Source organism: Novosphingobium sp. B1 (genome assembly GCF_900176395.1).
GTDB lineage: Bacteria > Pseudomonadota > Alphaproteobacteria > Sphingomonadales > Sphingomonadaceae > Novosphingobium.
In genome coordinates this window covers 124,935-151,881 of sequence record NZ_FWXL01000005.1, presented here as the reverse complement: position 1 = coordinate 151,881, position 26,947 = coordinate 124,935, and the positions used below count along the sequence as shown (strand labels likewise).

Genomic DNA, 26,947 nt, shown 5'->3' with positions numbered 1-26,947 from the left:
GGACATGACGGATTGGTATGAAGCCGGGCAAAGGCACGTCTGGCTGCCCTATACGCAGATGCAGACCGCGCGTGCCCCCCTGGAGGTGATTTCCGCAACCGGAACGCGGCTGAGGCTGGCCGATGGTCGGGAGCTCATCGACGGCGTCTCAAGCTGGTGGTCAACCGTCCACGGGTATCGGCACCCACACATCGAACGGGCAGTGAAGCGGCAGCTCGAAACACTTCCCCATGTCATGCTGGGCGGGCTTGCGCATGAGCAGGCTTATGTCCTGGCGCGAAGGCTTGCTGAAATGCTGCCGGGCGATCTCGAGCACGTCTTCTTCAGCGATTCCGGCTCGGTCGCTGTTGAAGTCGCGATGAAGATGGCTGCGCAGTACTGGGTCAACCGCGGTCGTCGGCGAATGAAGTTCCTGTGCTTTCGCGGCGGCTATCACGGCGACACCTTTGCCACCATGAGCGTTTGCGATCCCGACGAGGGCATGCACAGCCTGTTCAAGGGCGCGCTCCTTGAGCAGCTCGTCGTCGACTTGCCACGCAATCCCGAAGACGAAGCCGCGCTCGGTCGATTGCTCGAACGTCATGCAAGCGATCTGGCTGGCATTGTCATCGAACCGCTCGTGCAGGGCGCTGGCGGCATGGTATTTCATGATCCTTTCACTCTTCAGGCTCTGCGCCGGCTTGCCGATGAGCACGACCTCCTGTTGATCTTCGACGAAATTTTCGTCGGACTGGGTCGGCTTGGGGATGCCATGTTCGCCTGCGAAATTGCCGGGGTCGATCCCGACATCGTCACGTTGTCCAAGGCTCTTACGGGAGGAACGCTGCCACTTGCAGCAACTGTCGCCAGCAAACGCATCTACGAAGGTTTTCTCTCTGACAAGGCTCAGTCTGCGCTCATGCATGGCCCGACGTACATGGGAAATGCGCTGGGCTGTGCCGCTGCGAACGCTTCGCTTGATCTGTTTGCAAGCGAGCCTCGCCTTGCGCAGGCCCGCGCCATCAGCGAGCAACTGCTTCGTCAACTTGCTCCGGCGAAAAGCTTGCCCGGCGTTGTCGATGTGCGCGTCCGTGGCGCAATTGGCGTCATTCAGTTGGACAGGGCTGCGCCGGCGGAAGAGCTCTCTGCGGCATGCATTGCTCAGGGTATTTGGCTGCGGCCCTTCCGTGACATTCTGTACACCACCCCGCCACTGGTCTCCGGCGAGGATGACGTGCGCGCGATTGCAGACGCCATGGTATCCGCGGTAAGGGAGTGGAGCATCAGAAGCTTCAGCTAAATATCAACAGTCCGACGTGCGAAAAGGGTTGCCTCTCACCGGACGCATGGCTAAACGCCGCGCCTGTCTGGAGACAGGCCGCTTTAGCTCAGTTGGTAGAGCACATCATTCGTAATGATGGGGTCACGTGTTCGAGTCACGTAAGCGGCACCACCTTCTTTAAGGTGCTTTCCCAAGGAAAATCATCGGCTTCCTACCAAAAGGCCTTAGCCTTGGAGGCCTGATTTTGCCTGCTGAAAGGACTTAAACTCGACCGACCCTGACCTGCCACGGGTAATTTCCTCCAGTTGCGATTAGAGTCCGGCCCAGACGAGGACGGACGAGATGAAGCGCAAGAGGTTTACGGAAGAGCAGATCATTGGCGTGTTGAAGGAGGCAGAGGCCGGCGTGAAGACCGGCGATCTGGCGCGGCGGCACGGCATATCCGAGGCGACGATCTACAACTGGAAGGCCAAGTACGGCGGCATGGAAGTGTCCGAGGCGAAGCGGCTGCGCTCGCTTGAGGACGAGAACGCGAAGCTGAAACGTCTTCTTGCGGATGCCATGTTGGACAACGCGGCGTTGAAGGACCTTCTCACAAAAAAATGGTGACGCCCGTCGCACAGCGGGAAGCGGTTGCTCATCTTCGGGATCACGGGATGAGCGAGCGGCGGGCGTGCCGCGTCATCGATGCCGATCGCAAGAGCGTTCGCTACCAGTCCCGGCGGCCACCGGAGACGGAGTTGCGTACGCGTTTGCGCGAGCTTGCCAATGAACGGCGCCGGTTCGGCTACCGTCGGCGGCACATCTTGCTGCGGCGGGAAGGAGAGCTATCAGGCATCAACCGTGTCTACCGACTCTATCGGGAAGAAGGGCTTGGCGTTCGCAAGCGCCGGGCCCGGCGCAGGGCGGTCGGCACACGGGCTCCGATCCTCGTGGCTGCTCGGCCCAATGCCCGCTGGAGTCTGGACTTCGTCCATGACCAGTTCGCCTGTGGCAGGCGGTTCCGGGTGCTCAACATCGTCGATGATGTGACCAGGGAATGCCTCGCCGCGATCCCCGATACGTCGATCTCCGGCCGCCGCGTGGCGCGCGAACTGACCGACATCATCGCCTGGCGCGACAAGCCGGGCATGATCGTCAGCGACAACGTCCTAGGTCGGGAAGCAGCGGCGGAAAACGGCCAGCAGGTCTCGTTGCGCCGATTGCGATCGGCGCTCATTGCGTTCTGATCCAGATGGCTTCCATCGTCAAGGAATGCGCTCTCGGCCATAGCAAACACAGGATCCAGCGGCCGTGCCGGTCGTGGTCTTCACCGTCCTTAAAATGAGATGCGGATGCCAGATGGAAGGCCCGAACATTATCTACAGGGTCGCCGCAGCGCCCTCACGGCACAACAGAGAGGGGTCCTTCCATCTGGTGTCCGCCCGTTCGACGAACGGACGGTACTCGGCTCCCGTCTTGATGACGGCGTGCGCGACGCGCGCCATCTTGGCGGTGAGTGCAGTCATCGCCTTGCGGCGGCGATCGGGGTCGTTGCCATGGCCGGCAACATAGCGGCCAAGCTTATCGCGGAAACTGTTGTCGCGCTGGCGGATGGCGACTTGGGTCGCCATCCAGAAGGTGCGGCGTAACCGGGCGTTACCGTACTTCGACAGCTTGGTCCGCCCGCGGAAAGTGCCCGACTGGCATGTGGCCAGGTCGAGCCCACAAAACTTCAGGAACTGGCGATGATGGTTGAAGCGCCGCAGATCGCCGGCCTCAGCGAGGATTGTGAGTGCATTGATCGGGCCGATCCCGGGGATCATGCGCAGGAGCTGGTAATCGCGGTTCTCGCTGAGCACGGCGTTCGCAGTCCGCTCGATCTCGTCGCGTTGCCGGATCAGCCTGCGCGCCTGCGCGATCACCATGCGGAACATGGCGATCGCGACGGCATCCTCGTCGACCGGTAGTGCGACCGAAGCGCAAGCGGTCTCGTAAATATCGTTGATTAAGCGAGCCTTGGAGACCTTGCGGCCGACCAGCGACCAGGCCTCGCGCGTAAATGCCTCCAGGCCGAGCGATGTCATGCTCACCGGGGTAGGAAACCGCTCGAGCAAGGCCAGGAACCAGTCCGACCGGCTGTTGCCGGCGAACCGCTCGATCTCCGGGAAGTACAGCGGAAGGTAGTGCGTCAGGATCCGGTGCCAGGTCTGGGTCTTTGCCTTGGAAATGGCTTCGTGTGTCTTCGACATCTCCTGCAGATCGTTGATCCCAGCGGCAAGCGGATCGACATAGCGCTGGGTGGCGCCGATCCGCAGCATATGCAGGATCACTTGCGCGTCTTTGGAATCGTTCTTGTCCCAGCCGTTGTGCAAAGCCTCACGGGTTCGGGCCAGCGCAACCGACGAAATCAACCGCAGCTCGAAACCTGCGGCCAGCAAACGGTGCGCCAGGGTGCGATGGTAGTTACCGGTGGCTTCAAAGCCGACGACAATCGGCCGCCCAATCTCTCCGAGGTCCGCTGCGAGGCGATCATAGTCCGCCTTGGTTGCCATCACAGTCATTCGCCGCCGGCGGCCGCCTTCCGGACGTTCGATCAGTACTTCTTGGCGGTGCTTGGACATATCGATGGCTACCAGCACGGCGTTGGCGGGAGTAGGGCTTCGCTTGGTCATGGTCGGTCAGTCTCCAAAGGGTTGAGTCGACAACTTCACTTTAGAGACCTGCTGGCCGATCATGGCCGCCTTGATGAAGCCTGCGGGCGCTACGCGCCCTTGCCTTCATCAAGGCAATCCGGCTCTTCGAGGGACCGGTTCCCAATTTGCTACGGGACCGAGTTCACCGCCAATGCGATTCTGGCCTGGTGCAAGGATCATGAGATCGATTGGCACTACATCGCCCCCGGAAAGCCGATGCAGAACGGCTACGTGGAATCCTTCAACGGACGGATGTGGGACGAACTGTTGAACGAGACGCTGTTCCACGGCCTCGATCATGCCCGCGCCGCGATCCGCGAGTGGGCAGAGGATCACAACGCCTGCCGCCCGCACTCCTCGATCGGATACCAGACCCCGGCCAGCTACGCGGAAACGATTTTTGCAATGGGGTCAGGCATGCCTGACCCCATTGCAAACAAGGCGCTGAAAGGCATTACCACAACCGCCGAGGCTCTAATCAGAGCTGGATGAAAGTCCCGTGGCAGGTCACACTCGACCTGCCGTGCCTCGCAAGGCTTGATCATTCCTGGCTTTGAACGGCTTCTGGATTTTGCACTTCGTTTGTGCTGAAGCCTGATCTCTGGCCGTGGCAAACAGGATCGAGCACCGATTTGACTGCATCAGCGCTGCTAAACCCAGAGACGCTATATGGTGAGCAGCTCGATCGGGAAACGATTGTGAGCATGCTGTCGCTTTTTGAAGCTTCAACTGGAGAGTTGTTGGACAAAGCGCTTGGCGCCTTGGAAGAGGGGCAGCATGAAGCCGCCGCGGCCTCTCTTCACGCGTTGAAGGGCATCGCTTTTGCAGTTGGTGCACAGCAGCTTGCCGCTGAGGTGCAGAAAGCGGAGGCCGAGCCCGATTTAGGGCCCAATTCCGGAAAGGCGGCAGCTGCCAGGCTCCGCATTGTTTATCGGGAAACTGTCGAAGCGGTCGTTAACTACCTGCGGAATGCCCGGCCACCGGCGTAGGCTAGACGCTTCGCACACCGGGGCCGTCAGCCCATTTGCGATTGTCAGCTAGCCGATCAAGCCGAGCTCTCTTGCCCTGAGAAGTGCCTGAGAGCGATTGGTCGCTCCGAGGGCCCGGAAGGTCGCAGCCAGGTGGCTCTTCACCGTCGCTTCCGCGACCCCGAGTTCGTAGGCGATGATCTTGTTGGAGTGCCCTTTGACCAACTCGTTGAGAACCTTGATTTGGGCAGGCGAGAGCAGGGCTGGTGAACTGGCCAGCAAGTGAGGTGTTTCGGTCGGCACAGGTCCTGCGGGGGAAAAGCCAGCTTTCTGCCTCAAGCTGCCAGCCTCATGCTGATTGAAGACATCCCGAAGTATGGTCTCCATCTCGGCGAGGTTTCCAGACTTGGGCCAGAAGCCGGCAGCGCCAAGTTGGAGAGCGCCATCGCGCGTCTCTGGCTTTTCGTCGGCGGTAACGACGACAACCGGCGAACCTTTCGCGATCGAGCGTATCAGCGAAACATTCATTAGACCCTGGCCATCGGGAAGGCCAAGATCGAGAAAGATTGCCCGAAGATCATCACGGTCAACATCATCGAATAAATCAGATATCTTTCCGAACTCTTTGACAATAATTGATGGATCTACCGACTGTATCATCGCTTTCAATGACATTCGGCACAGTGCATGATCATCTATTACCGCGACCTTCGTCACGGGATTGGTATTGCGCGGCACTATTTCGACCCACTTCTATCTTTTTTGCGTAGCTAGATGCTAACGGTTGGTTAACCAGAGCCCCCGTTCACTCATACTTAGGGTGGAATACGTACAAACCCGCTCCGGTTCCGAGCAAATCTGACTAGACCCCACTGCATACGGAAGGACAGGTCATGTCACACTGCACTTCAAAAAGTTTAACATCCGCTCTGGCAATCGCAGCCGCGGCCCTTGCAGCCAACGTCGCACATGCCGAAGGCGTCGAGGCTGGCACGATCATCAAGAACACCGCGCAGGCCAGTTACACCAGTGGCAGTGCCACGAAAACTGTCTTGTCGAACACGGTCGAGATCAAGGTTGACGAACTGCTCGACGTAGCCGTGTCCTCTCAGGGTGCAGCGATGACGTCACAAGATACCGCCGTGTTTACCTTCAAGGTGACCAATACCGGTAACGGAACGGAAGCGTTCAATCTCGTCGCGAATGCCGCGGTGGCAGGCAACGACTACGACATGATCGTTCAGCAGATCGTCGTCGACGACGGCGACGGCATCTACGATCCCACCAAGGACACCGTCCTTTCTACGGGCACACCGACCTCGGCGATTGTGCACGATGGCAGTGTGACTGTGTTCGTGATTGCCAAGCTGCCGGAGGGCGCGGCGGATGGTCAGACCAGCAACATCAAACTGGTGGCGACCTCTGATACCGGCACCGGCAGCGCAGGCACGGTCTTTGCCGCAAAGGGCGACGGGGGCAGCGATGCCGTCGTAGGCGCATCCACGGCAACGCAGGATGCAAGCCAGGCAATCACGGCGAGCATCGCGTCGCTCTCGATCGAGAAGTCGGCCACGACGTCTGACCCGTACGGTGGCACGCAATCAATTCCCGGCGCGGTCATTACCTACAAGATCGTCGCAAATATGACCGGCAGCGGCACTGTCGATGGCGCGTCCATCACTGACGTCATCCCAACCGGCACGACCTATCAGCCGAGTTCGCTCACCTTGCAGGGCACGGGGCTTTCCGATGCTGCCGACAACGACGCCGGCAAGGCCTCGAACACGGATGGAGTTGCGGTTTCGCTCGGCACTGTCGCTGCAGGTCAGACCCGTACCGTGACCTTCCAGGTCAAGATCAACTGAACGAGAGACACCTGACATGAGCATCAAGAAAGCCCTGCTGGTCGCATGCACTTCCCTCTCGCTCGGCATTGGCGCCTCGCCTGTTCTTGCCGAGGTGGCCGATGCAGTCACTCCCGATCCGGTCGTTCTCAAGGGCGATGTGCTGGTGGAGAAGAAGGTCGTCGTAAACGGCGCTGAAACCGTCCAGCTCGTCGAACCGGCCAGCGTCGTCCCTGGCGACCGCCTGTTGTTCCGCACCCGCTACAGCAACACCGGAAAAGCCGCGGTCGATGCATTTGTCGTCACCAATCCGGTGCCGCAGGCGGTAGCTGTCGCGGCGCCGTCAACGGATGCGCTGGAAGTCTCGATCGATGGCGGAAAGTCCTTCGCACGGCTTGCGACGCTTAGCGTTCCGGACGGCAAGGGGGGTATGCGCCGCGCCGTTGCCACCGACATCACGCACATTCGCTGGACGATCCCCCAGATTGCGCCGGGCGCATCCGGATCGCTTGAATACCACGCGGTCGTTCGCTGAGCGGACGAACTTGAGGTCGCGCCTGCCGGCCACTTGAAGCAGGCAATTTGATAACGGGGACACAACAATGAACCGCACAGCAAAGTGGCTGGGCGCGGTGAGCGGTGCTTCGCTCGTCGCGCTCAGCATTTCGCCTGCCTATGCCGCCGGAACGGCTGCGGGCACGCAGATTACCAATACCGCAACCGTCAGTTTCAAGGTTGAAGGCATCAGCCAGAACGCCGTTTCGGGGTCTGACACCTTCACTGTCGATCGCAAGGTCGACCTGCTGGTTACGGAAGTCGGCAATACGACGACCCAGGTCTCGCCGGGCCAGGCACAGGCGGTGACCACCTTCGAAGTCACCAATCTGTCCAACGCAACGCTCGACGTCGCGCTGTCGGCCGCCCAGCTTGCGGGTGGCGCTGCTCCGCATGGCGGAACCGATAACTACGATGTCACTGCCGTGAAGATCTACATCGACAATGGCGATGGCATCTTCAACGCGACGACCGACACGCTGGTCAGCTATGTTGACGAGCTTGGTGCCGACCAGAAGAAGACAGTCTTCATTGTCGCCGACGTGCCGCTTGATCGCGTGACCAACGACGTCGCTGCCGTCACGCTGACGGCGACTGCCGCAGAAGGTGGCGCAGCGGGCACGCAGGGCGCATTGGTCACAAAGACCACCACCGCAAATACTGCCGGCATCGACACCGTATTTGCCGATGGAGCAGGCGCGGCCGACTCTCAGTACGATGGCAAGTACTCGGCACGCGACGATTATACCGTGCTTGCCGCCGCGCTCAGCGTTGCCAAGAGCAGCCGCATCGTGTCTGACCCCGTCAACGGGACGACCAATCCCAAGTTCATTCCGGGCGCCGTCGTCGAATACTGCATTGCGGTCACGAACGCATCGGGAAGCGCCACCGCCAACGATGTGGGCGTCAATGACCCCTTGCCGGCGCAAATCACCTATCTGAGCACCTTCGGCGTCAAGGTCGATGGCACAGTCTCGAACGGGCAGTGCACGGCCGGAACGATCAATGGCACTTACACCTCGGCAACGACCACCGTCGCAGGGGTCATTCCGCAGGTGTCTGCAGGCCAGACAAAGACGCTGATCTTCCAGGCCACCATCAAGTAACGCTTTGCCCGGCCTGCGTCCCCTCGCAGGCCGGGCAGCCATTCGGATCGCCAGATTTCCTCATGCGCCGCTCTTCCACCCATCTCCCTGCGCTGGGGCTCTTGCTGCTCGCGTTCGTGTTGTTGATGGTGGTCGGCAAGGCGCGCGCACAGGACATCGCCAACACTGCCCGTGTTACCTACATCGTCAGCGGAGAAACGAAGGTCCGGGCCTCGAACACCGTTACTACGGCTCGCGTGTCCAATCCAGTCAGGCTTTCGACATTTCACCCGACGCTTGGTTCAGGCTCTTCGTTCTCGGCAGTGAAGTCGCAATGCAGTGCCGGCATCCGGTCGGCCGCTGCCAATGCTGCTGGCAGCACTCCGAACAAGGTTACCTACAACCTTGAACAGACAAACCAGATCCGGGTCGGCGAAACGCTTGTCTTTAGCTTTTCGTCGCCCGCTGCAAACCGTGATGCGGCCGCGATCGACACCCTGACCGCCCGCCTGGTCACAGGCTCGGATGACACCGAACTGCTTGCCATCTACGAAAGCGATGTGAATTCGGGGATTTTTGTGGGCGAGATCTCGACCACAGCCGTTCCGCCGCTGCCGGTGGCGCGCGATTGCGTGCTCAGCGTGGCGGGCGGAAGCACTGTAACCATCGAGATTCTTGCCGGCCCCGATCGCTCCAGCGTCATTTCGGTCGTCGAAGTCAACGTGCTGGCCGATCCGTTTGGTTACGTGTTTGACAGCGAGACGGGTGAGCCCGTCGACGGCGCGCGCGTGACCCTTATCGACGTTGCGACTGGCCAGCCTGCCAAAGTCTTCGCGCCAGACGGCATCACCGCATGGCCATCGTCGATCGTCACCGGCCAGCCTTTCCGCGATGGCGCGGGCAATCTCCAGACGCTGCCGGCAGGAGAATACCGTTTCCCGCTTGCCGCGCTCGGTTCGTACCGCCTTCAGATCGAGGCGCCGTCTCCCTACGCCGCACCCTCGAATTCGACACAAGAGCAGCTCGCCACCGTTGCGCGCCCAGATGGTACTCCACTGAAGCTGGGTGCTGCATCCTGGGGAGCCAGTTTTTCGCTGGGTAGTGTGGAGCCGGTCGAGATTGACGTGCCGCTCGACCGTCCGTCGATTGCGGTAAGCCTGACCAAGACGGCTTCTCGTGCCAGCGCAGCCCCCGGTGATGCCGTGATCTACGCGATCGAGGCGCGCAACATCGATACCGGCCGCGTAAAGCGTGATGTCGTCCTGACCGACCGTCCTTCCCAATGGCTGCGCCTTCGTCCGGACTCGGTCCGCGTTGATGGCAAGCTGGCGCCGGGCGCCGTCTCGGTAGCAGCCGATGGTCGGACACTGACCGTGCGCATCGGCACCCTCGCTCCTGCCGCTTCGCGGAAAGTGACTTATGCCATGACAGTGCGGCCCGATGCTCCGGCTGGCACGGCGGAAAACCGCGTCGATGCTATTGATGCGCGTGGCAACCGTTCATCTGCCGGCGCCGCGATCCGTATCGAGGAAGAAGGCATCGCCGGGCGGATGACTTTGATCGGACGCGTGTCCTATGGCGACTGCAGCGTAAGTCAGAACCGTCCCGGAGTTGCTGGCGTGCGCGTCGTGCTCGAGGATGGCAGCTTTGCCGTGACCGATGCGGATGGCCGCTATCATTTCGAAGGCCTGGTCCCCGGCACGCATGTCGTGCAGGCCCAGGACCAGACGCTTCCGGAAGGCTCGCGCTTTGTCGACTGCGCCCGCAGCAGCCGCAGCGCCGGCAAGGCGAACAGCCGCTTCGTCACGGGGCAGGGCGGAACGCTTGCCGTTGCAGACTTCGCTGTCATTCCTCCCGTGCAGGGCGTTGGCGGTCCTGCGGCAAGGCCTGATGCCAAGGATGACGAAGGCGACGCCGCGCTGGCCGCTGGTGATCGAGACTGGATCGGGCAAGGCGATGGCAAGGACGGCTTCCTCTTTCCCGACATTGCGCACAACCCCCGCGCCCCTGCCGTTCGCGCTGTCGTGCGCCATCGCAAGGGCCAGACCGTCGAATTGCTGGCCAACGGCAAGCCGGTCGAAAAGGTTGCGCTGGAAGGAACCACGGTATCCCCTGATCGTCGCTTTGCCGTGTCGGTCTGGCGTGGCATTCCGCTGCCCGATGGCGATGTCCGCCTGGAAGCGGTTATCCGCAACGTCGATGGATCCGTAGCGAGCAAGGACGAACGCTTCGTGCACTTCTCGAACCAGGCGGTGCGCGTCGAGATCGACGCGGCACGCTCGCGGCTGGTGGCCGATGGCCGTACGCGTCCGGTGCTCGCATTGCGCGTCCTCGATCGCAGCGGCCGCCCGGTTCACGATGGGGTATCGGGAGAATTGTCGATCAACGCGCCTTACGAGAGCGCCGAGGCGCTTGCGCGGATGCAGGCCAACCAGCTTTCCGGGGGCGCGGTGGCCACTCCAACCTGGCGGGTCAAGGGCGATGACGGCATTGCTCTGGTCGAACTCGCTCCGACAATGGTTTCGGGCTCGTTGCGGACGACTTTCAGGTTCGTTGACGGCGAACAGAAGCGCCAGCAGCAGCTCGAGTCCTGGATCGTCCCTGGCGACCAGAAGTGGACGCTCGTCGGCCTTGTCGAGGGAACGTCCGGTAGCCGGTCCGTGGCTGAGCAGATGCAGGCCGGAGCGCAATTCGACAGCGATCTGGGCGATGATGCCCGTGTTGCCTTTTATGCCAAGGGCCGCGTTCTCGGGCGCTTCCTTCTGACCGCTGCCTATGACAGCGCCAAGCAGAAGAACCAGCAGGTGCTGCTCGGCGCGATTGATCCGCAAGCCTACTACACCGTGTTTGCCGATGGCTCGAGCCGCCAGTTCGATGCTGCGAGCCGCGAGAAGCTTTACGTCCGGGTCGAGGCGAAAGCGTTCTATGCCATATATGGCGATATCGTCACCGGTTTCGATCAGACCCAGCTTGCCCGCTATCAGCGTACGTTCACCGGCATCAAGGCCGAGGGTAGTCAGGGCCGGATCCATGCGCAGGCATTTGCAGCGAAGGTTGGATCAGGCCTGCGTCGCGACGAGATCCAAGGCAACGGCCTCACCGGACCCTACAGCCTCTCGAGCCGCGCCTACATTCCGGCCTCGGAAACTGTCATCATCGAGACCCGCGACCGGGCTCGCTCGGAAATCATCGTCTCGAGCCGCACCCTGACGCGCTATGTCGACTATGACATCGATCCCTTGACGGCGACGATCACCTTTCGTCAGCCCGTGCTGAGCCGGGACAGCAATCTCAATCCGCAGTTCATCGTCGTGACGTATGAAATTGCCGGCACCAGCGACGATGAAATCACCGCAGGAGCGCGGGCCGACGTCACCTTTGCCAACGACAAGGTGCGCATCGGCGCGAGCGTCGTCAGTGAAAAGGACGCCACTGCCAACGCCGCTCGCAAGTCGCTTGGCGGCGCCGACCTGCGCTTCCGCCCCGACGCGGCTACCGAAATCCGTGCCGAGGCTGCCTTGTCGCGGGCCGATGGAGCCGGTGCTGACGCATCATGGCTGATCGAGGTCGAGCGACACGACGGAAAGCTCGACATGCTTTCCTACGCTCGGTCGATCGGCCGGGAGTTTGGTCTGAATCAGCAGAACATGGCTGAGCGCGGCCGTCGCAAGGTCGGATTTGATGGTCGTTATGCTGTTACACGAGATCTGTCGGTCATCGCCCGTGCCTGGATGGACGACGAACTGGGCGGTGAAAGCCATCGCCGTGCCGCGGAACTAAACGGAACACTGAAGCTAGACGACACCGATCTGCGCGCAGGCATCACGCACTACTCCGATCATCTCGCCGATGGCTCGGATACCGCATCGACCGTCCTTGAGGGCAACGTTACGCGACGCCTGCTCGACGATCGGTTCGAGCTTTCCGCGACGGGCAGCATTGCGCTGGGCCAGACCGGCTCGATAGACCTTCCGGCACGCCAGCGGATTGGTGCTGCCTATCGCATCGGCAACAGTGCACGCCTCCTGGCAACCTACGAGATCGCGAGCGGTGATGCCCTTGATGCTCGCGCCCTGCGCGCGGGCTTCGAATTGACCCCCTGGCGTGGCGCGCGCCTGACTTCGGCCATCGGTAGCCAGTCGATCGCCGAATACGGCAAGCGCAGCTTCGCCAACTTCGGCATCGGCCAGTCGGTCGAAGTAGCCAAGGGCCTGACCATCGACGCGACGCTGGATGGCGAGCGGATCCTCGGCGGTGTCGATGCGGCGCGCATCATCAATCCCGACCAACCCGTGCAGACCGGTGGGCAAATCGGCGCGCAGGGACTGGTAGAGACGTTCAGTGCGGCCACTGTCGGCGCGGTCTTGCGTCGTGACCTCTGGTCGGTCGCGCTGCGCGGCGAGATTCGGGATGGTGAATGGGCGGACCGCCGCGGCATCACTTTGGGAGCGGTGCGCCAGATGGGCGAGGGCGTGGTCATCGGATCGGGCTTCAGCTGGACCCGCGCCGTTGCAGGCGGTACAAGCAGTACGATCTTCGACGGCTCTCTCGCTACTGCCTATCGGCCGGAAAACGCCGAGCTTGCAGGGCTTGCCCGCCTTTCCTATCGCTCGGACCAGGTCGTCGGGGTAGTTGCGGGCGCGGCGAGCGCTTTGGGCAACAGCGTGTTTTCGGTCGATGGGAATGCGCTTGCGCGCCGCGTTCTGGCGAGCGTCTCGCTGAATTGGACACCACGCGATAAGGTTGATTTGCGAGACGGCGATGACCGCCACGAGTGGCTGCAACGCTCGGAATTCGAGCTGTTCCTCGGCGCTCGCTACAACTTTGACCGTCTGGTCGGGTATGATCTGTCGAGTGTTACGCTGCTGGGCGGCTTCGATGCGCGTGTCGGCATCGGCGAGCGCTTCGAGCTTGGCGGACGGGCGACGGTGCGCGCCTCGCTTTCGGAAGGTGCAACGTCGTTCGCCTATGGTCCGAGCCTTGGCTTTGTCCCCACGGGCGACGTTCTGGTGACCCTCGGTTACAACGTGTCCGGGTTCGCCGATCGCGATCTTTCGGAAGCGCGCTTTACCCGGCGCGGGGTGTTTGTATCAGGCAAGATCAAGTTCGACGCCAACAGCCTCGATTTCCTGGGATTGCGATAAGACCATGCTTTTGCGCAGATTCAGCTTGGGCCGACTGGTGGCGATTTTCGTTGCCATCGCCTTTGCAGCAGTGGCGCACTCCGGGCCAGCGCTCGCACAAAGCGCTTCGGTGGACTGGGGCAACCTGGGGCTTGCTGATCAGGCGGCGGTGCCTGCAACGTCGAATGTAACTGCAACCGACGGAACGGTGGCAACGGTCACCTGGTCTGCGACGAACAACAACGCCAACGGCACTTTCGTCCCGGCTTATGCCGCTTACGTGGTCTATGGTGCGACCCAGCTTGGCGGCAGCAGCAAGAACCTGCTCGGCAACTTCGACAACGCCTCGTTCGACACCGGCGACAAGATCACCACGACGATAACCCTGTCGCGCGCGGTCAGCAGCTTCGCTTTTCGTGTGACGGATATCGACAAGGGCAGTTGGACCGACGCGGTCGAAGTGGCCTACGACACCGGCAACGGCACGTTCGTGAACGCAGCCAGCTTCGCCACGATCGTCGGCAATGCCGCGCGCACCAACAACACTGCCGTCAACGGCTGGATCGGCACGGCGAGTGCGGCCGCGACCTCAACCACCGGCGACATCACCTTCAATTTCGGTACGACTGCGGTGAAGCGCATCCGTGTAACCTATTTCAGCTATACCGGCAGTGGCGATCCGGGCGGGCAGGTGATGGGCATTTCGGGCCTGACGTTTGCAGCCGCAACGGCCGATCTTTCGCTTGCCAAGACCTTGCTCACGGCTGCGCCCTTCTCGGGAGGGAGCGTTACATGGCGGCTTGCGCTGACGAATTCCTCCGCGAGCGCTGGCACGCCTTCTTCGGTTACGGTCAAGGACACGCTTCCCACCGGATTTACGTTCACTGGCTCTTCCGGCAGCGGAACCTTCTCGTCGTCGACTGGCGTGTGGACAGTGGCAAACCTTGCGCCGGGGCAGACCGTTACCCTTGACTTGACCGGCACACTGACCGCCAGCGCCGGGACAGCCGTGAACAATCGCGCAGAGGTGGCCTCCAGCTCGCTCGCCGATCCGGATTCCACCCCCAACAACGGCGTCACCACCGAAGACGACTATGCCGCCGTCAGCTTCACGACGGCCTCGGGCAGCCGCTTCGTCTGCGATGCCCGGCTTTTCGCCTCGCAGTCGAACCTCACGCAACTTGTTGCCGCCTCGGTCGCGGCCAGTCCTTTGACCGCAACCAACTTTGGCACGGCAACGCGCTACTATAACGCGCTTGGATACAACCCCGCCGACAATTTCATGTATGCGCTCGACAGTAACGCGGCGACCTCGAACAGGTTGCTGCGCATCAGCGGCGATGGTGCTGTTGCCGAACTCGGGTCGGTCTCCGGCCTGCCGACATTGGCGAGCGGAAGCTACAACGCGGGTGCGTTCATCGGAAACGACACGTTGCTCGTCCGGGCCGGCAGCACGGCTTCGAACTTCTACCTGGTCAATGTCAGCACAATGACCGCAACGATGTTGGCCCAGCCAGCGGGCTTCACGTCCGACGTCGGCGATCTTGCCTTCAGCCCAGTCACCGGCAAGGTTTACGGCGTTGGCAGTGGAATTCTCTATGAATTTACCGTGGGCGCCTCGACCGTTGCCAAGCGCGATATCGGCAGTGTCGGGGTTGCGGGCCAGTTCGGGGCAGTCTTTTCCGACAGCCTTGGCAACATCTATGGCGCCAACACCGCAGGGGGGCTCTACGGCTTCGATCTTGCGACCGGTGCCGCCATCTTGGTCGCCAGCACGTCGGCGCTGACCGATCTCGACGGCGCGAACTGCTATTCGGCGACGATCACCACGCCCGCTGACCCCAGGATCAGCAAGACCGATGGCACCGCATTCTATCAGGCTGGAGCAGTCCAGACCTACACCATCGTGGTGGGCAACACCGGCCCATATGGCATCACGCGGGTCAGTGTCAGCGATCCCCTCCCGACCAACGTTCCGGCTGCCAACGTCAAGTTCACCGCAGTGGCCGCTGGCGGGGCGACAACGACCATAACTGCTGAGACCACCGGCGCCCTCAGCGACACCGTGAACCTTCCGGTAAACGGCACGGTGACCTATACGGTCAAGCTCACGGTCCCCGCGAATTATACCGACGCGCTGGTCAACACGGCGACCATCGTGACCGGCGGCAACGTGGCGGACAGCAACACGGCGAACAACTTCGCGACCGACACCGATACTGCCAAGGCCCAGCTGACCCTTGCCAAGACATCGTCGCTCGTCAGCGATCCTGTCAACGGCGCAAGCAATCCCAAGCTGATCCCCGGTGCGATCGTCGACTACTTCATCACCGTGACCAATTCGGGCAACGGCGCAGTCGATGCCGACACCACGCTGGTCATCGACGCGATGCCTGCGAAGGTCTCGTTCCTCAATGGTGATGCCAATGGCAGTGCTGCCGGGGCGGATGCCGTGAACTTCTCCAGCACCGCATCGGGTCTGACATTCGCCTACGGCAGCGATGTCCGGTTTTCCAACGCGGCAAGTGCGCCTGCGGACTTCGCTGCGTGCACCTACACCCCGACGGCAGGCTTCGATGCAAATGTCCGCTATGTATGTTTCAATCCCAAGGGTACCTTTGCGGGGGCGAGCGGCGGCACACCCGCAAGCTTTACGTTGCAGTTTCGCGCGAGGGTCAACTAGCCTGCCGCAACCTGCCGCAACCTGCCGCAACCTGCCGGTTTGGCTCGGGCACCAGGATGCCTGCCATCTATATGAACGGAATTTCGGATGCCAGCCAACCACACGCGGAATGACGAAAGCATCCGTCTTGCTTCGCTTCGGGAGCACATGGTTCTCGACACGCCCGCCGAGGACCGCTTCGACCGCATCGCTGAAATGGCAAAAGCCTACTTCCAGGCCCCCATCGCGCTCGTTTCCCTGATTGACCGTGAACGTCAGTGGTTCAAGGCTTCCATCGGTTTGCAGCCGCGGGAAACACCCCGGGAATGGGCATTTTGCCATCATGCCATCCAACAGGCAGCCCATTCCGTTTTCGTCTTGGAGGACACTCTCTCGGACGCGCGGTTCTGCCAGAATCCTCTCGTCACTGGCGATCCTGGCATACGGTTCTACGCCGGCGCCGTCCTGACCGCTGCCGACGGGCAGAACCTCGGTACCCTTTGTGTGATCGACACCAAGCCTCGGCAGCGTCCGCAAGATGTCGACCTCAATTTCCTTGTGACGCTGGCCAAGATGGTTGTCGATCAACTCGAGCTTTCCAAGGCTCGCACCATTCTCGATGAGCACAGACGACTGCTCCAGAATGCTGAAGCCATGTCGGGGGTAGGGCACTGGCGCTTCGACCTGATCTCGCAATCGATCACGTGGTCAGACGAAGTCTATCGCATCCACGGCTTTCCAATCAGCGAGAAGGTGCCAAGCTACGAGGAACTGCAGCAGTATTACCACGAAGAGGATCGCGCCCAACTGGTTGCAGCGATCGATCGTGCGACCGCATGCGGCGAAGGGTATTCACTTGGACTGAGGATAATGCGTCCTGACGGTCAGGTCCGGCATACCTTGGCCATGGCTGAGTGCGTGCTTGACCATACCGGACGGACGACGTCCATCTTCGGAGTTTTCCAGGACGTGACGGCGCATCACATTGCGGCCGCCGAACTGGCCAAGAGCGAAGAAAAATACCGCCTGCTGGCCGATAACGCCCGCGATGTCATCGCGCTCTACGGCGTGGATGGCGTCTTTCGCTATGTCTCCCCTTCGGTGCTGGGCTTGCTTGGCTATTCCCCTGCGGAGTTGCTGGGCAAGACTCCTTTTGTCTTCGTACACGTCGATGATCGCGCCCGCGTCATCGAAGAATTTCGCGCTGCCGCTGAAATCGGCAAGGAGATGACGATCGAATATCGCGCTCTCACGAAGGGCGGCGATGTTCGATGGCTTGAAGCCAAGCCAAGGTTCCAACGCGACAATGACGGTAACCTGATCGAGATTTCGGATTCCGTCCGCGACGTGACCGAGCGTCGTGTGCGCGAAGCGGCACTGCATCAGGCTCGTCTTGAAGCTGAAAAGGCTGCCAAGGCGAAGACCACGTTTCTCGCCAACATGAGTCATGAAATTCGCACGCCGATGAACGGCGTCATTGGGTTTGCCGAGCTTCTTGCGCAGTCTCAGCTGGATGCAGAGCAGCGGCGTCAGGTGGAATTGATCGTCGATTCCGGCAGATCGATGATGCAGTTGCTCAACGACATTCTCGACATTTCCAAGGTCGAAGCCGGGCAGATGCACCTGGCTGACGAGCCGGTCGATATCCGCGCAAAGATGCAGACCGTAGCCCATCTCCTGGAGCCGGCCGCCCGGGCAAAGGGCGTGGCGCTTTCCGTCCACGTTGCGGAAGATGTTCCACCGATGCTCTGGGGCGATACGCTCAGGCTTCGGCAGGTGATGCTCAACCTTGCCGGCAACGCTGTGAAATTTACCGAGCGGGGAGCGGTATGGCTCAACGCGTCGGTTGACGAAGGCGCAGATGGCAAGTCACTGCGTATCGATGTCGGCGATACGGGCATCGGCATCGCTGCCGACAAGCTTGAATCGATCTTCGAGACCTTCGGCCAGGCCGACGCCACGATCGCCCGGCGATTTGGTGGTACTGGCCTCGGGCTTGCCATCACCAGGCAACTCGTCAACCTGATGGGCGGGCAAGTGCGGGGTGCGAGCGAACTTGGCAAAGGCTCCGTCTTCTCGTTGTTCCTGCCGCTGCGCACGGACAGGGACAGGCCTCTTATCGCAGAGTCGCCGTCCCACGCCGATCGTTCGAACGACACTGCGTCGCAACTCGGGAAGCCGAGAGTGCTCCTGGCCGAAGATCACCTCATCAACCAGGAACTGATGCGCGGCCTGACGCGCAAGATGGAGATCGAACTCTCGATTGCCACGACGGGCCAGGAAGCCATAGACATGGTCAAGGATGCTCTTGCGCAAGGCACCAGCTTCGACCTTGTCTTGATGGACATCCAGATGCCGGAAATGGACGGTCTTGAAGCCACGCGTCATCTGCGCGCGCTGGGGTTCGGGCCCGAGGCTTTGCCGGTCATAGCGCTGACAGCCAATGCCTATGCCGAAGACGTCGCAGCTTGCCTTGCGGCAGGCATGCAGGGACATCTCAGCAAGCCGGTACGCGTGGCAGAGCTGAAGGAACTGATCGACCGCAATTGCAGGGCCGGGTTCAACAACGTGCCAGCCTGACAGGCAGCGAGGCTCGCAACTCGCTCTCCAATGTGCGCTTGCGTCTTATGCAATTGACCTTGCGCGCTTAGCACTTGTCTGTGGCGAGGCTTGCGGCGAATGAGGTGACGCCTTTCAGGCATCCTCTCCCAAACTTTCAAAGGGTCGGCGCAAGCCGGCCCATTTTTTTTGTCTCGCGCGCATCCCGGGCGAGCGTTGGACAAGCAGGCCATGCGAAAGTCATTGCCTTTCACGACTTTGCGCGCCAGCCTTTACCGAATTGGGAGACCTTTTCGATGACCTTGAAATCACTTCTCTGCCTTTCGTTGCTGTGCGGTTCGGCCCTTTCCGTCGAAGCGTTGGCCAAGGATACGAGCTATCCCGCCGCCGAAGCGCAGACCCTTGACCTCGCACAGAAGGCGATCGCAATCCGCTCGGTGCGCGGCGAGGGCAATCGCACGGGCGAGGTGGCGAAGCTTTTCGGAGATGCTCTCATCGCGGGCGGCTGGAACGCCAGCGACATCGAGATCACCCCGGTTGACGATACGGCCTTTATCGTGGCGACCTGGAAGGGAAGCGATCCTACGCTGAAACCGCTGGTGATCTCCGGCCATATGGATGTGGTCGAAGCGCGCCGTGAAGACTGGGAGCGCGACCCGTTCGTGCCGGTGGTGGAGGACGGCATTCTCTACGGTCGTGGGGCCAGCGACATGAAGTTCGATGGCGCACTTGCCGTGTCCAGCCTGATCGAACTGCGCCGGCAAGGTTACAAGCCGCGCCGAACCATCGTCATCGAGTTTTCTGGCGACGAAGAGACGACGATGAAGACCAGCGCGATCATCGCGGAAAAGCTCAAGAACGCCGAATTGGTGATCAACGTCGATGGCGGTGGCGGCGCGCTGGACGAAGCCACCGGCAAGCCGCTTTACTGGACATGGCAGGGCGCTGAGAAGACTTACGCCGACTACCGGCTCGAAGTGACCAACCCCGGCGGCCACAGCTCCGCCCCGCGCCCTGACAATGCCATCGTGCAGTTGTCGCAGGCATTGCTCAAGGTCGGCACCTACAAGTTCAAGGCCGAGCAAAATCCGATCACGAAGGATTATTTCCAGAAGGCAGCGGCTTTTGCGGACAAGCCTGATATCGCGGCAGCCATGCGCGCGTTTTCCGCGAACCCGAATGACGCGAAGGCGCTTGCCACCTTGCGCGCCGACCCTTCGATGGTCGGCAAGGTCGGCACCACGTGCGTACCGACCATGCTGGGCGGTGGCCATGCGGAAAATGCCCTTCCGCAGCGCGCGTTTGCCAATATCAATTGTCGCATCTTTCCCGGCCACACCAAGGAAGAGATCATGGCCGAATTGGGCACGGTAATTGCGGATCCTGCGGTCAGGATCACCGACGTGACCCTCGGCTCGGTCGCGTCGCCGGCTTCCCCCCTTCGGCCAGACCTCATGACCGCGGTGACCAAGGCGATGGGCAAGGCTTATCCGGGCGTGCCCCTGATCCCTTCGCAGGCGTCGGGCGCTTCGGATTCAATGTGGTTTCGTACGCTTGGCGTGCCAAGCTATGGCCTGAGCCCGAGCTTCTCGAAGGACAGCGAGGACTTCGCCCATGGCTTGAACGAGCGCACGCGCCTGTCCAACATCCGGCCGGGCATTACCTATTACCTGAGCCTGTTCACCGACCTCACGAAATGATCGTGGCGAGGAAGCTGCGGGCAATGTCCCGCGCTTCCTCGGCCGTGAAGCAGCCCGGTGAAAGGCAAAGCTCCAGCCACAGCCCGTCGACAAGCGCCGTGATCGCGATAGCGTGTCCTCGGCGGCGGGCAGGGCTTACGCCGCATTCGGCCAGCAGGCCTTCGAGCCGCGCGCGATAACCTGCGTATTGCTCGTCGTGCTGCCGGGCAATGTCTGCCCGCGCCGTGACCAGGCTCCAGAACGCGACCCAGGTGGCGAGCAGGGCCGGGTCGGCAATGGAGGGAGCAAAACTGCCGGTTACAAAGGCTTCGAGCCGGGCGCGGCTGTCATGGCCGGCCGCGGCGACCTCGGCGTCCAGCGTGGCAGCGACCTTGCCGTCGACATGCGCATAAGTTGCCGCAATCAACGCATCGATCCCGCCGAAATAATGCCCGACGAGGCCCAGTGACACACTTGCCTCTTGTGCAATCGCACGGACGCTGGCGCCGGCACCACCATTACGCGCCAGAACGCGGGCGCAGGCTTCGACAAGGCTGAGCCTCCGTTCGTCGGGCTCTGCACGCCGGAATGCGGGGGAGGGTTGGGCGGGACTCATCGCTTGCGCATTCTGGCAGTTGTTATACGATCGTTCAACAAGTAAGATCGGGTGTAACTTGCAATCTGGATTCGGGACCATGGGCGATCTTTCCGGCGCATTCCGGCAAATTTCATCGGACGAAGTCGATCCGGATGCTGACTGGAGCTTGCCCGGGTGGCTCTACACCGACCCTGAATATTTCGCGGTCGAGATGGACCGTGTAATCCGCCCGTCATGGCAGATCGTCTGCCATGAAAGCGACATCGCCTCGGCTGGTGAGTATCGCACGCTCGATTATCTGAACGAGAGCATCATCGCGATCCGTGGCGATGATGGCGTGATCCGCGCGTTCGCCAACGTATGCAGGCATCGCGCGATGCGTCTGGTGGAAGGTCCTGCAGGCTGCGCGAAGAAGCTGGTGTGCCCTTACCATGCGTGGACATTCGAGCCCGATGGTCGATTGTCGGGAGTGCCGATGAAGGCCGACTATCCAGCCCTGAAGCTGGAGGACAACGGTCTTGTGCCCGTCGCGGTGGAAGTGTGGCGAGGCTTCGTCTTCGTGCGCCTGATCGACGGCGGCTTTCCCAGCGTATCCGAGATGATGGCCCCGTTCGAAGCCGAGGTCGCGCCCTATCGCTTCGAGGACATGCGCCGTATCGGCGATGTGCGGCTGCGCGAGCGGGCGGTCAACTGGAAGAACGTTGGCGACAATTACTCCGACAACCTGCACATTCCTGTCGCGCACGATGGCCTGACGCGCATTTTCGGCAAGTCCTACGAAATATCAGCGCATGGCTGGGCCGATCGGATGAAGGGCGATCTTGTCGACAAGCCTTCGGCCAACTTCTGGGAACGCTTCTACCAGACGCACTTGCCCGATGTGCCGCATCTGCCCACGGCATCGCAGCGGCGCTGGCTCTATTACAAGCTCTGGCCGAATATCGCTTTCGACATCTACGCCGACCAGATCGATTTCATGCAGTGGCTGCCGCTGACGCCGACAACCTCGGTCCTGCGCGAAATGTGCTTTGCGCTGCCCGACGAGCGACGGGAGATTAAGCTGGTCCGCTATGCCAACTGGCGCATCAACCGCGTGGTCAATGCCGAAGATACCTGGCTGATCGAGCGCATCCAGCAAGGCATGGCTTCGCAATCATATGGTGCAGGTCCGATCGGCCGGAGCGAGGTTTGCCTGCGCAGCTTTGCCAGGAAGATCCGTGCGATCACGCCCGAGGCGCGCCTGCACAAGGCACCGCCATCCGGATGGTCAAAGAAGTAAAATCGGGAATACGGGGAGTAATCGCATGTCCAACCGTTACGACGCGCTGATCATCGGTGGTGGCCACAATGGCCTTGTCTGCGCCTTCTATCTGGCCAAGGCAGGCATGAAAGTGCGTGTGCTTGAACGTCGCGACATCGTCGGCGGTGCTGCCGTGACCGAGGAATTCCACCCCGGCTTCCGCAATTCGACCGCGAGCTACACCGTCAGCCTGCTGCGACCCAAGGTCATTGCCGACATGAAGCTGCACGACCACGGCTACCGCGTGATCGAGCGGACGATCAGCAACTTCTTCCCGTTCCCCGATACCTATCTAAAGCTCGGCGGCGGTCCTGGCCGTACGGAGGCGGAATCTGCCCGCTTCTCCAGGAAGGATGCCGAGGCGTACCCCAAGTATGACGCCGCGCTGGAGAAGGTCGCCAACGTGCTGCGCGACATTTCGCTGCAAACGCCGCCCAACGTCGGCGGAGGCATGGCCGCCCTGAAGTCTGCGGCCATGCAGGGTTGGCCGATCGCCAAGCTGGACATTGCCACCCAGCGCGACTTGCTCGACATCTTCACCAAGTCGGCCCGCGACTTTCTAGACGGTTGGTTCGAGGACGATCACGTCAAGTCTGCCTTCGCGTTCGACGCTGTCGTGGGCAACTATGCCGGCGTTTCTACGCCGGGTTCGGCCTATGTGCTCCTGCACCACGTCTTCGGCGAGGTGAATGGCAAGCTCGGCGCATGGGGCCATTCCGTCGGCGGTATGGGCGCGATCACCCAGGCCATGGCCAAGGCCTGCGCCAAAGTCGGCGTCGAGATCAGTCTTGAAGCCCCGGTCGCAAACGTGCTGGTCAACAACGGCAAGGCAGCCGGGGTAAAACTTGAAGGGGGCGAGGAGATCTATGCACCCATCGTCGCCGCCAATGTCGGGCCGGCGCTGCTTTACCGGAAACTGGTCGATTCCTCTGATCTCGACGAGGACTTCAACCGCCGGATGAAGAGCTACAAGACCGGTTCCGGCACGTTCCGCATGAACGTCGCCCTTTCCGAATTGCCGGACTTCACGGTGCTGCCGGGCAAGGATCTGGCGGAACACCACACCGCAGGCATCATCATCGCGCCCGGCATGGACTACATGGACCAGGCATTCATCGACGCCCAGCAGAAGGGCTGGTCGAAGAAGCCAATCGTCGAGATCAAGATCCCCAGCACCGTCGATGACAGCCTTGCCCCACCGGGCCAGCATGTGGCCAGCCTGTTCTGCCAGCAGTTCGACCCTGCGGTCGACTGGGACAAGCACCGCGAAAAGGTCGCCGATCTGATCATCGACACCGTCAACGATCACGCGCCCAACTTCAAGGCCAGCGTCATCGCCCGCCAGATCCACTCGCCGCTCGACCTCGAACGCAAGTTCGGCCTGATTGGCGGCGATATCTTCCATGGTACAATGGGCCTCGACCAGCTTTGGGCCTCACGCCCCGTGCTGGGGCACGGCGATTACCGCTCGCCGATCAAGGGGCTCTATATGTGCGGCTCGGGCACGCATCCCGGCGGCGGCGTCACTGGTGCGCCAGGCCACAACGCCGCGCACGAGATCATCCGCGATCGCTCGGTCCTGTGGAAGCTGCTGCATCGCGCCTGACCCAAAGGTAGAATGGCAGGCCGAGCACGATGAACCCGGCGCCATATGTCAGGGCTTCGACCCCGAGGCCCCATGCCGCCCAGGCAATGAACGCTGCGCCGACTAGCGCGGCGATGATCACTGCCGGCTCGCGGGGTAAAAGGCGCACGGCAGCCAGCATCGCCAGAAAATAGGAGAGCAAGCCGGCCGCGAGGCTGACCGAGGCGATGAAAGCGAAGAGATCGCCCATGCCACGGCCGAAGTTGAGCAGCGTGACCACGCTGACCAGCGCGCTCGAGACGAGGTGCGACCGGACCGGCGTGCCACGCGCCCCCTCGGACGCGAACCAGCGCGGAAAAACACCGCCCTTGGCCATCGCCCAAGGCACTTCGCCCTGCAGCAGGATGAACCCATTGAGCGTGCCGAACGCGCTGATCGCGGCGAATACGGCGACTATCTGCCCCACTCCCGAACCTAAAAACCGCGCCAGGAAATCGGCGACCGGCGCCGGAGAGGCCGCGGCTGCCTGCATCGGCATGTACAGCGCAAACGCTGTCGAAATGCCGATATATACCAGGCCCGTCAGAGCGACGCCGATCAGCGTGGCGCGCGGAACGATGGCGCTGGCATTCTCGACCTTGTCTGCCGGAACAGTGGCCGATTCCAGCCCGAGGAACCCCCAGAACGTGAGGCCTGCCGCCGTCGCCACAACAGAGCCAGAAAGTGCAACCTGCGGCTGTGACACATGAGGCGCGCCCATCAGCACCAGCCACAGCGTCAGGCCGATCAGCCCTACCAGGGGCACGAGCTTGAGCGCCGTAGTGACCACCGAAACGTCGCCCGCTGCCCGCACGCCACGGATGTTCACTGCGGTGAGCAGCCACACGAAAGCCACCGAGAGCAGCGCGGGCAATCCTGGTACCGCGCTGATGCCCGGCGCGATGAGGCTGAGATTGGACACGACCGCAACAGCCACCGCGCCGTTGCCGGCCCAGACCATCGTCCAGTAGGACCAGGCCGTCACGAAGCCCGGCACCGGTCCGAACGCTGCCTGAGCGTAGGCGTAAGGGCCGCCAGCCAGCGGTAACCTTGCCCCGAGCCTTGCAAAGGTGAATGCCAGGCACAGCGCGCCGCCAAGCGTGACTGCCCAGCCGATCAGCTGGTTATAGCCCAGTGGGGCCAAGGTTGCCGGCAGGATGTAGATCCCCGAGCCAATCATGTTGCCGACAACCAGCGCCAGCGTCATCCAGAACCCGAGTTTGCCTGCACTCGTCATTCTGGCCCTGCTCCTTCGGCTATCGCAGGGGCAGACTAACGCTTGATCGCGGGCCGTCACCATGTTTGTGATGCAGGCAATGGCAAACGTAACCACCAGCACCACCGCGGCATCGCCTTTCGCAGCCTATGATCCGCGGCTTGTCCGCGCCGCGCTGGCGATGAACGAGAATGATCTGCCTGCAGCCGAGCCGTTGCTGCGCGCGCTGCTCAAGGACGATCCTTTCGATGTTCGTGCGATCCGTCTGTTTGCTGAACTGGCGGGGAGGATCGGGCGCTACACCGATGCCGAGAACCTGCTCCGCCGCGCGATCGAGCTTGCGCCGCACTTCACGCCGGCGCGCGCCAACCTTGCACTCGTGCTCTATCGCACCAACCGCGCGCCCGAGGCGCTCGAGGAACTGGCAAAGGTCACCGCCGACGATCCCGACAACGTAGGACACGCCAACCTGCAAGCCGCGGCCTATGGCCGCCTTGGCGAATTCGACGAGGCGCTGGCGCTTTACGAGCAGGTCCTGAGACAGGCGCCCGACCAGCCCAGGGTGTGGATGAGCTATGGCCACATGCTGAAGACAGTGGGCCGCCAGGCCGATGGAATTGTCGCCTACCGCCAGGCTATCGCCCTGCTCCCTGTTCTTGGCGAAGCTTGGTGGAGCCTGGCCAATCTGAAGACAGTGCGCTTCACCGACCAGGACATTGCCGCCATGGAAGCCGCGCTCGCCCGTGACGACCTGACGCCCGAAGACCGCTGGCACCTCGATTTTGCGCTGGGCAAGGCCTTCGAGGACCGCGAACAACCGGAGGCGGCTTTCCGCCATTACTCTGCCGGCAACGAACTGCGCCGCCGCCGCATGCCTTACAATGCTGAGGATACGACGCAGAATGTCGATGCTGCTATCGCAACGTTCACGCCAGCAATGCTATCGGGGCTGGCAGGGCAGGGCTGCGACGCCCCGGACCCGATCTTCGTCCTCGGCATGCCCCGCGCCGGATCGACGCTGGTCGAGCAGATCCTCGCCAGCCATTCGCAGGTCGAAGGAACCAGCGAACTGGCTGACATCGGCTTCCTCGCGCGCCAGATCGAAGGCTACCCGGCAGCGACAGCGAGCCTGCCGATGGGTGAACTGCGAAAGCTGGGCGAAGCCTACTTGTCGCGTACAAGGGTGCAGCGGCACACTTCGCGGCCCCTGTTCATCGACAAGATGCCCAACAACTGGCTGCACGTGCCGTTCATCCACCTGATCCTGCCCAACGCCAGGATCATCGATGCGCGGCGCCATCCGCTGGCCTGCTGCTTTTCCAATTTCAAACAGCACTTCGCCCGCGGGCAGGGCTTCAGCTACTCGCTTGATGACATGGGCCGCTACTATCGCGACTATGTGCGGGCCATGGCGCATTACGACCGGGTCCTGCCGGGCGTGGTGCACCGCGTGATCTACGAGCGTATGGTCGAAGACACCGAAACGGAAGTGCGCGCCCTGCTGCACCATTGCGGCCTGCCATTCGAGGAAGCTTGCCTTGCCTTTCACAAGACCGAGCGCGCGGTCCGCACGGCCAGTTCCGAACAGGTAAGGCAGCCGATCTTCCGGGATGGCACCGAGGCGTGGAAAGCGTTCGAACCATGGCTCGGTCCGTTGAAGGCGGCGCTTGGCCCTGTGCTTTCTGCCTATCCGGAAGCCTTATAACCGACACCGTTGTAAATTGGCCACGGTCGGCGATTAACAACGGTTTGCCGCGCTCTGCTGCTTGACGGCAAGTCGTGCGGCGGCGCAGCATGA

15 protein-coding genes, 1 tRNA gene and 3 pseudogenes are annotated in these 26,947 nt (G+C 61.8%); 15 read left to right on the top strand and 4 right to left on the bottom strand.

What is annotated here, in order from left to right; translation table 11 throughout:
• Positions 1 to 4: 4 nt before the first annotated feature.
• The 3 genes and pseudogenes from B9A23_RS10605 to B9A23_RS23285 all read left to right on the top strand — a co-directional run.
• Complete coding sequence (locus B9A23_RS10605; protein ID WP_084278856.1) at positions 5 to 1,279, top strand: adenosylmethionine--8-amino-7-oxononanoate transaminase; 1,275 nt, start codon at positions 5 to 7, stop codon at positions 1,277 to 1,279.
• 77 nt (positions 1,280 to 1,356) lie between these two features.
• A tRNA-Thr gene (locus B9A23_RS10600) sits at positions 1,357 to 1,432 on the top strand.
• 171 nt (positions 1,433 to 1,603) lie between these two features.
• Positions 1,604 to 2,409, top strand: a pseudogene (locus tag B9A23_RS23285) (IS3 family transposase); the annotation flags it as partial.
• A gap of 209 nt (positions 2,410 to 2,618) precedes the next feature.
• Here B9A23_RS23285 and B9A23_RS10590 read toward each other — a convergent pair.
• A pseudogene (locus B9A23_RS10590) lies at positions 2,619 to 3,915 on the bottom strand (IS110 family transposase).
• A 153-nt stretch (positions 3,916 to 4,068) separates the two neighbouring features.
• Between B9A23_RS10590 and B9A23_RS22250 the strand changes: the two are divergent.
• Positions 4,069 to 4,428 (top strand): annotated as a pseudogene (locus B9A23_RS22250) (integrase core domain-containing protein); the annotation flags it as partial.
• 92 nt (positions 4,429 to 4,520) lie between these two features.
• On the top strand, positions 4,521 to 4,925 hold the full coding sequence (locus tag B9A23_RS10580; protein ID WP_084278853.1) for an Hpt domain-containing protein: 405 nt from the start codon (positions 4,521 to 4,523) through the stop codon (positions 4,923 to 4,925).
• A gap of 48 nt (positions 4,926 to 4,973) precedes the next feature.
• On the opposite strand, the gene B9A23_RS10575 is transcribed toward B9A23_RS10580, so the two are convergent.
• Positions 4,974 to 5,642 carry a response regulator transcription factor gene (locus B9A23_RS10575; RefSeq protein WP_139797422.1) on the bottom strand — a complete coding sequence of 223 codons (669 nt, stop codon included), beginning with the start codon at positions 5,640 to 5,642 and terminating at the stop codon, positions 4,974 to 4,976.
• 155 nt (positions 5,643 to 5,797) lie between these two features.
• On the opposite strand from B9A23_RS10575, the gene B9A23_RS10570 reads away from it, so the two are divergent.
• The 7 genes from B9A23_RS10570 to B9A23_RS10540 all read left to right on the top strand — a co-directional run bounded on the left by B9A23_RS10570 (position 5,798) and on the right by B9A23_RS10540 (position 20,432).
• Positions 5,798 to 6,769: a DUF11 domain-containing protein gene (locus B9A23_RS10570; RefSeq protein WP_084278850.1), complete on the top strand. Its 972-nt coding sequence runs from the start codon at positions 5,798 to 5,800 to the stop codon at positions 6,767 to 6,769.
• Positions 6,770 to 6,785: 16 nt separating this feature from the next.
• A complete protein-coding gene (locus B9A23_RS10565) occupies positions 6,786 to 7,283 on the top strand; it encodes a hypothetical protein (protein ID WP_084278848.1) in 498 nt (165 codons plus the stop codon).
• Positions 7,284 to 7,350: 67 nt separating this feature from the next.
• Positions 7,351 to 8,409, top strand: coding sequence for a DUF11 domain-containing protein (locus B9A23_RS10560; protein ID WP_084278847.1), 1,059 nt, complete (start codon positions 7,351 to 7,353; stop codon positions 8,407 to 8,409).
• A 62-nt stretch (positions 8,410 to 8,471) separates the two neighbouring features.
• Positions 8,472 to 13,532, top strand: a complete 5,061-nt coding sequence (locus B9A23_RS10555; RefSeq protein ID WP_084278846.1) for a DUF11 domain-containing protein — start codon at positions 8,472 to 8,474, stop codon at positions 13,530 to 13,532.
• A 37-nt stretch (positions 13,533 to 13,569) separates the two neighbouring features.
• On the top strand, positions 13,570 to 16,194 hold the full coding sequence (locus tag B9A23_RS10550) for a beta strand repeat-containing protein (RefSeq protein WP_176217958.1): 2,625 nt from the start codon (positions 13,570 to 13,572) through the stop codon (positions 16,192 to 16,194).
• A gap of 87 nt (positions 16,195 to 16,281) precedes the next feature.
• A complete protein-coding gene (locus B9A23_RS10545) occupies positions 16,282 to 18,753 on the top strand; it encodes a PAS domain-containing protein (RefSeq protein WP_084278843.1) in 2,472 nt (823 codons plus the stop codon).
• Between the two features lie 275 nt (positions 18,754 to 19,028).
• Positions 19,029 to 20,432, top strand: a complete 1,404-nt coding sequence (locus B9A23_RS10540; protein ID WP_084278842.1) for a M20/M25/M40 family metallo-hydrolase — start codon at positions 19,029 to 19,031, stop codon at positions 20,430 to 20,432.
• Here the strand turns inward: B9A23_RS10540 and B9A23_RS10535 are convergent.
• A complete protein-coding gene (locus tag B9A23_RS10535) occupies positions 20,422 to 21,027 on the bottom strand; it encodes a TetR family transcriptional regulator C-terminal domain-containing protein (protein ID WP_084278841.1) in 606 nt (201 codons plus the stop codon). The genes B9A23_RS10540 and B9A23_RS10535 overlap by 11 nt on opposite strands.
• 79 nt (positions 21,028 to 21,106) lie before the next feature.
• On the opposite strand from B9A23_RS10535, the gene B9A23_RS10530 reads away from it, so the two are divergent.
• On the top strand, positions 21,107 to 22,288 hold the full coding sequence (locus B9A23_RS10530) for an aromatic ring-hydroxylating oxygenase subunit alpha (RefSeq protein WP_084278840.1): 1,182 nt from the start codon (positions 21,107 to 21,109) through the stop codon (positions 22,286 to 22,288).
• A 25-nt stretch (positions 22,289 to 22,313) separates the two neighbouring features.
• Positions 22,314 to 23,915 carry a phytoene desaturase family protein gene (locus B9A23_RS10525; RefSeq protein ID WP_084278839.1) on the top strand — a complete coding sequence of 534 codons (1,602 nt, stop codon included), beginning with the start codon at positions 22,314 to 22,316 and terminating at the stop codon, positions 23,913 to 23,915.
• Here the strand turns inward: B9A23_RS10525 and B9A23_RS10520 are convergent.
• Positions 23,869 to 25,170: an amino acid permease gene (locus tag B9A23_RS10520; RefSeq protein WP_139797421.1), complete on the bottom strand. Its 1,302-nt coding sequence runs from the start codon at positions 25,168 to 25,170 to the stop codon at positions 23,869 to 23,871. The genes B9A23_RS10525 and B9A23_RS10520 overlap by 47 nt on opposite strands.
• A 79-nt stretch (positions 25,171 to 25,249) precedes the next feature.
• Between B9A23_RS10520 and B9A23_RS10515 the strand changes: the two genes are divergently transcribed.
• A complete protein-coding gene (locus B9A23_RS10515) occupies positions 25,250 to 26,854 on the top strand; it encodes a tetratricopeptide repeat-containing sulfotransferase family protein (protein ID WP_254895073.1) in 1,605 nt (534 codons plus the stop codon).
• The last annotated feature ends 93 nt before the right edge of the window (positions 26,855 to 26,947 follow it).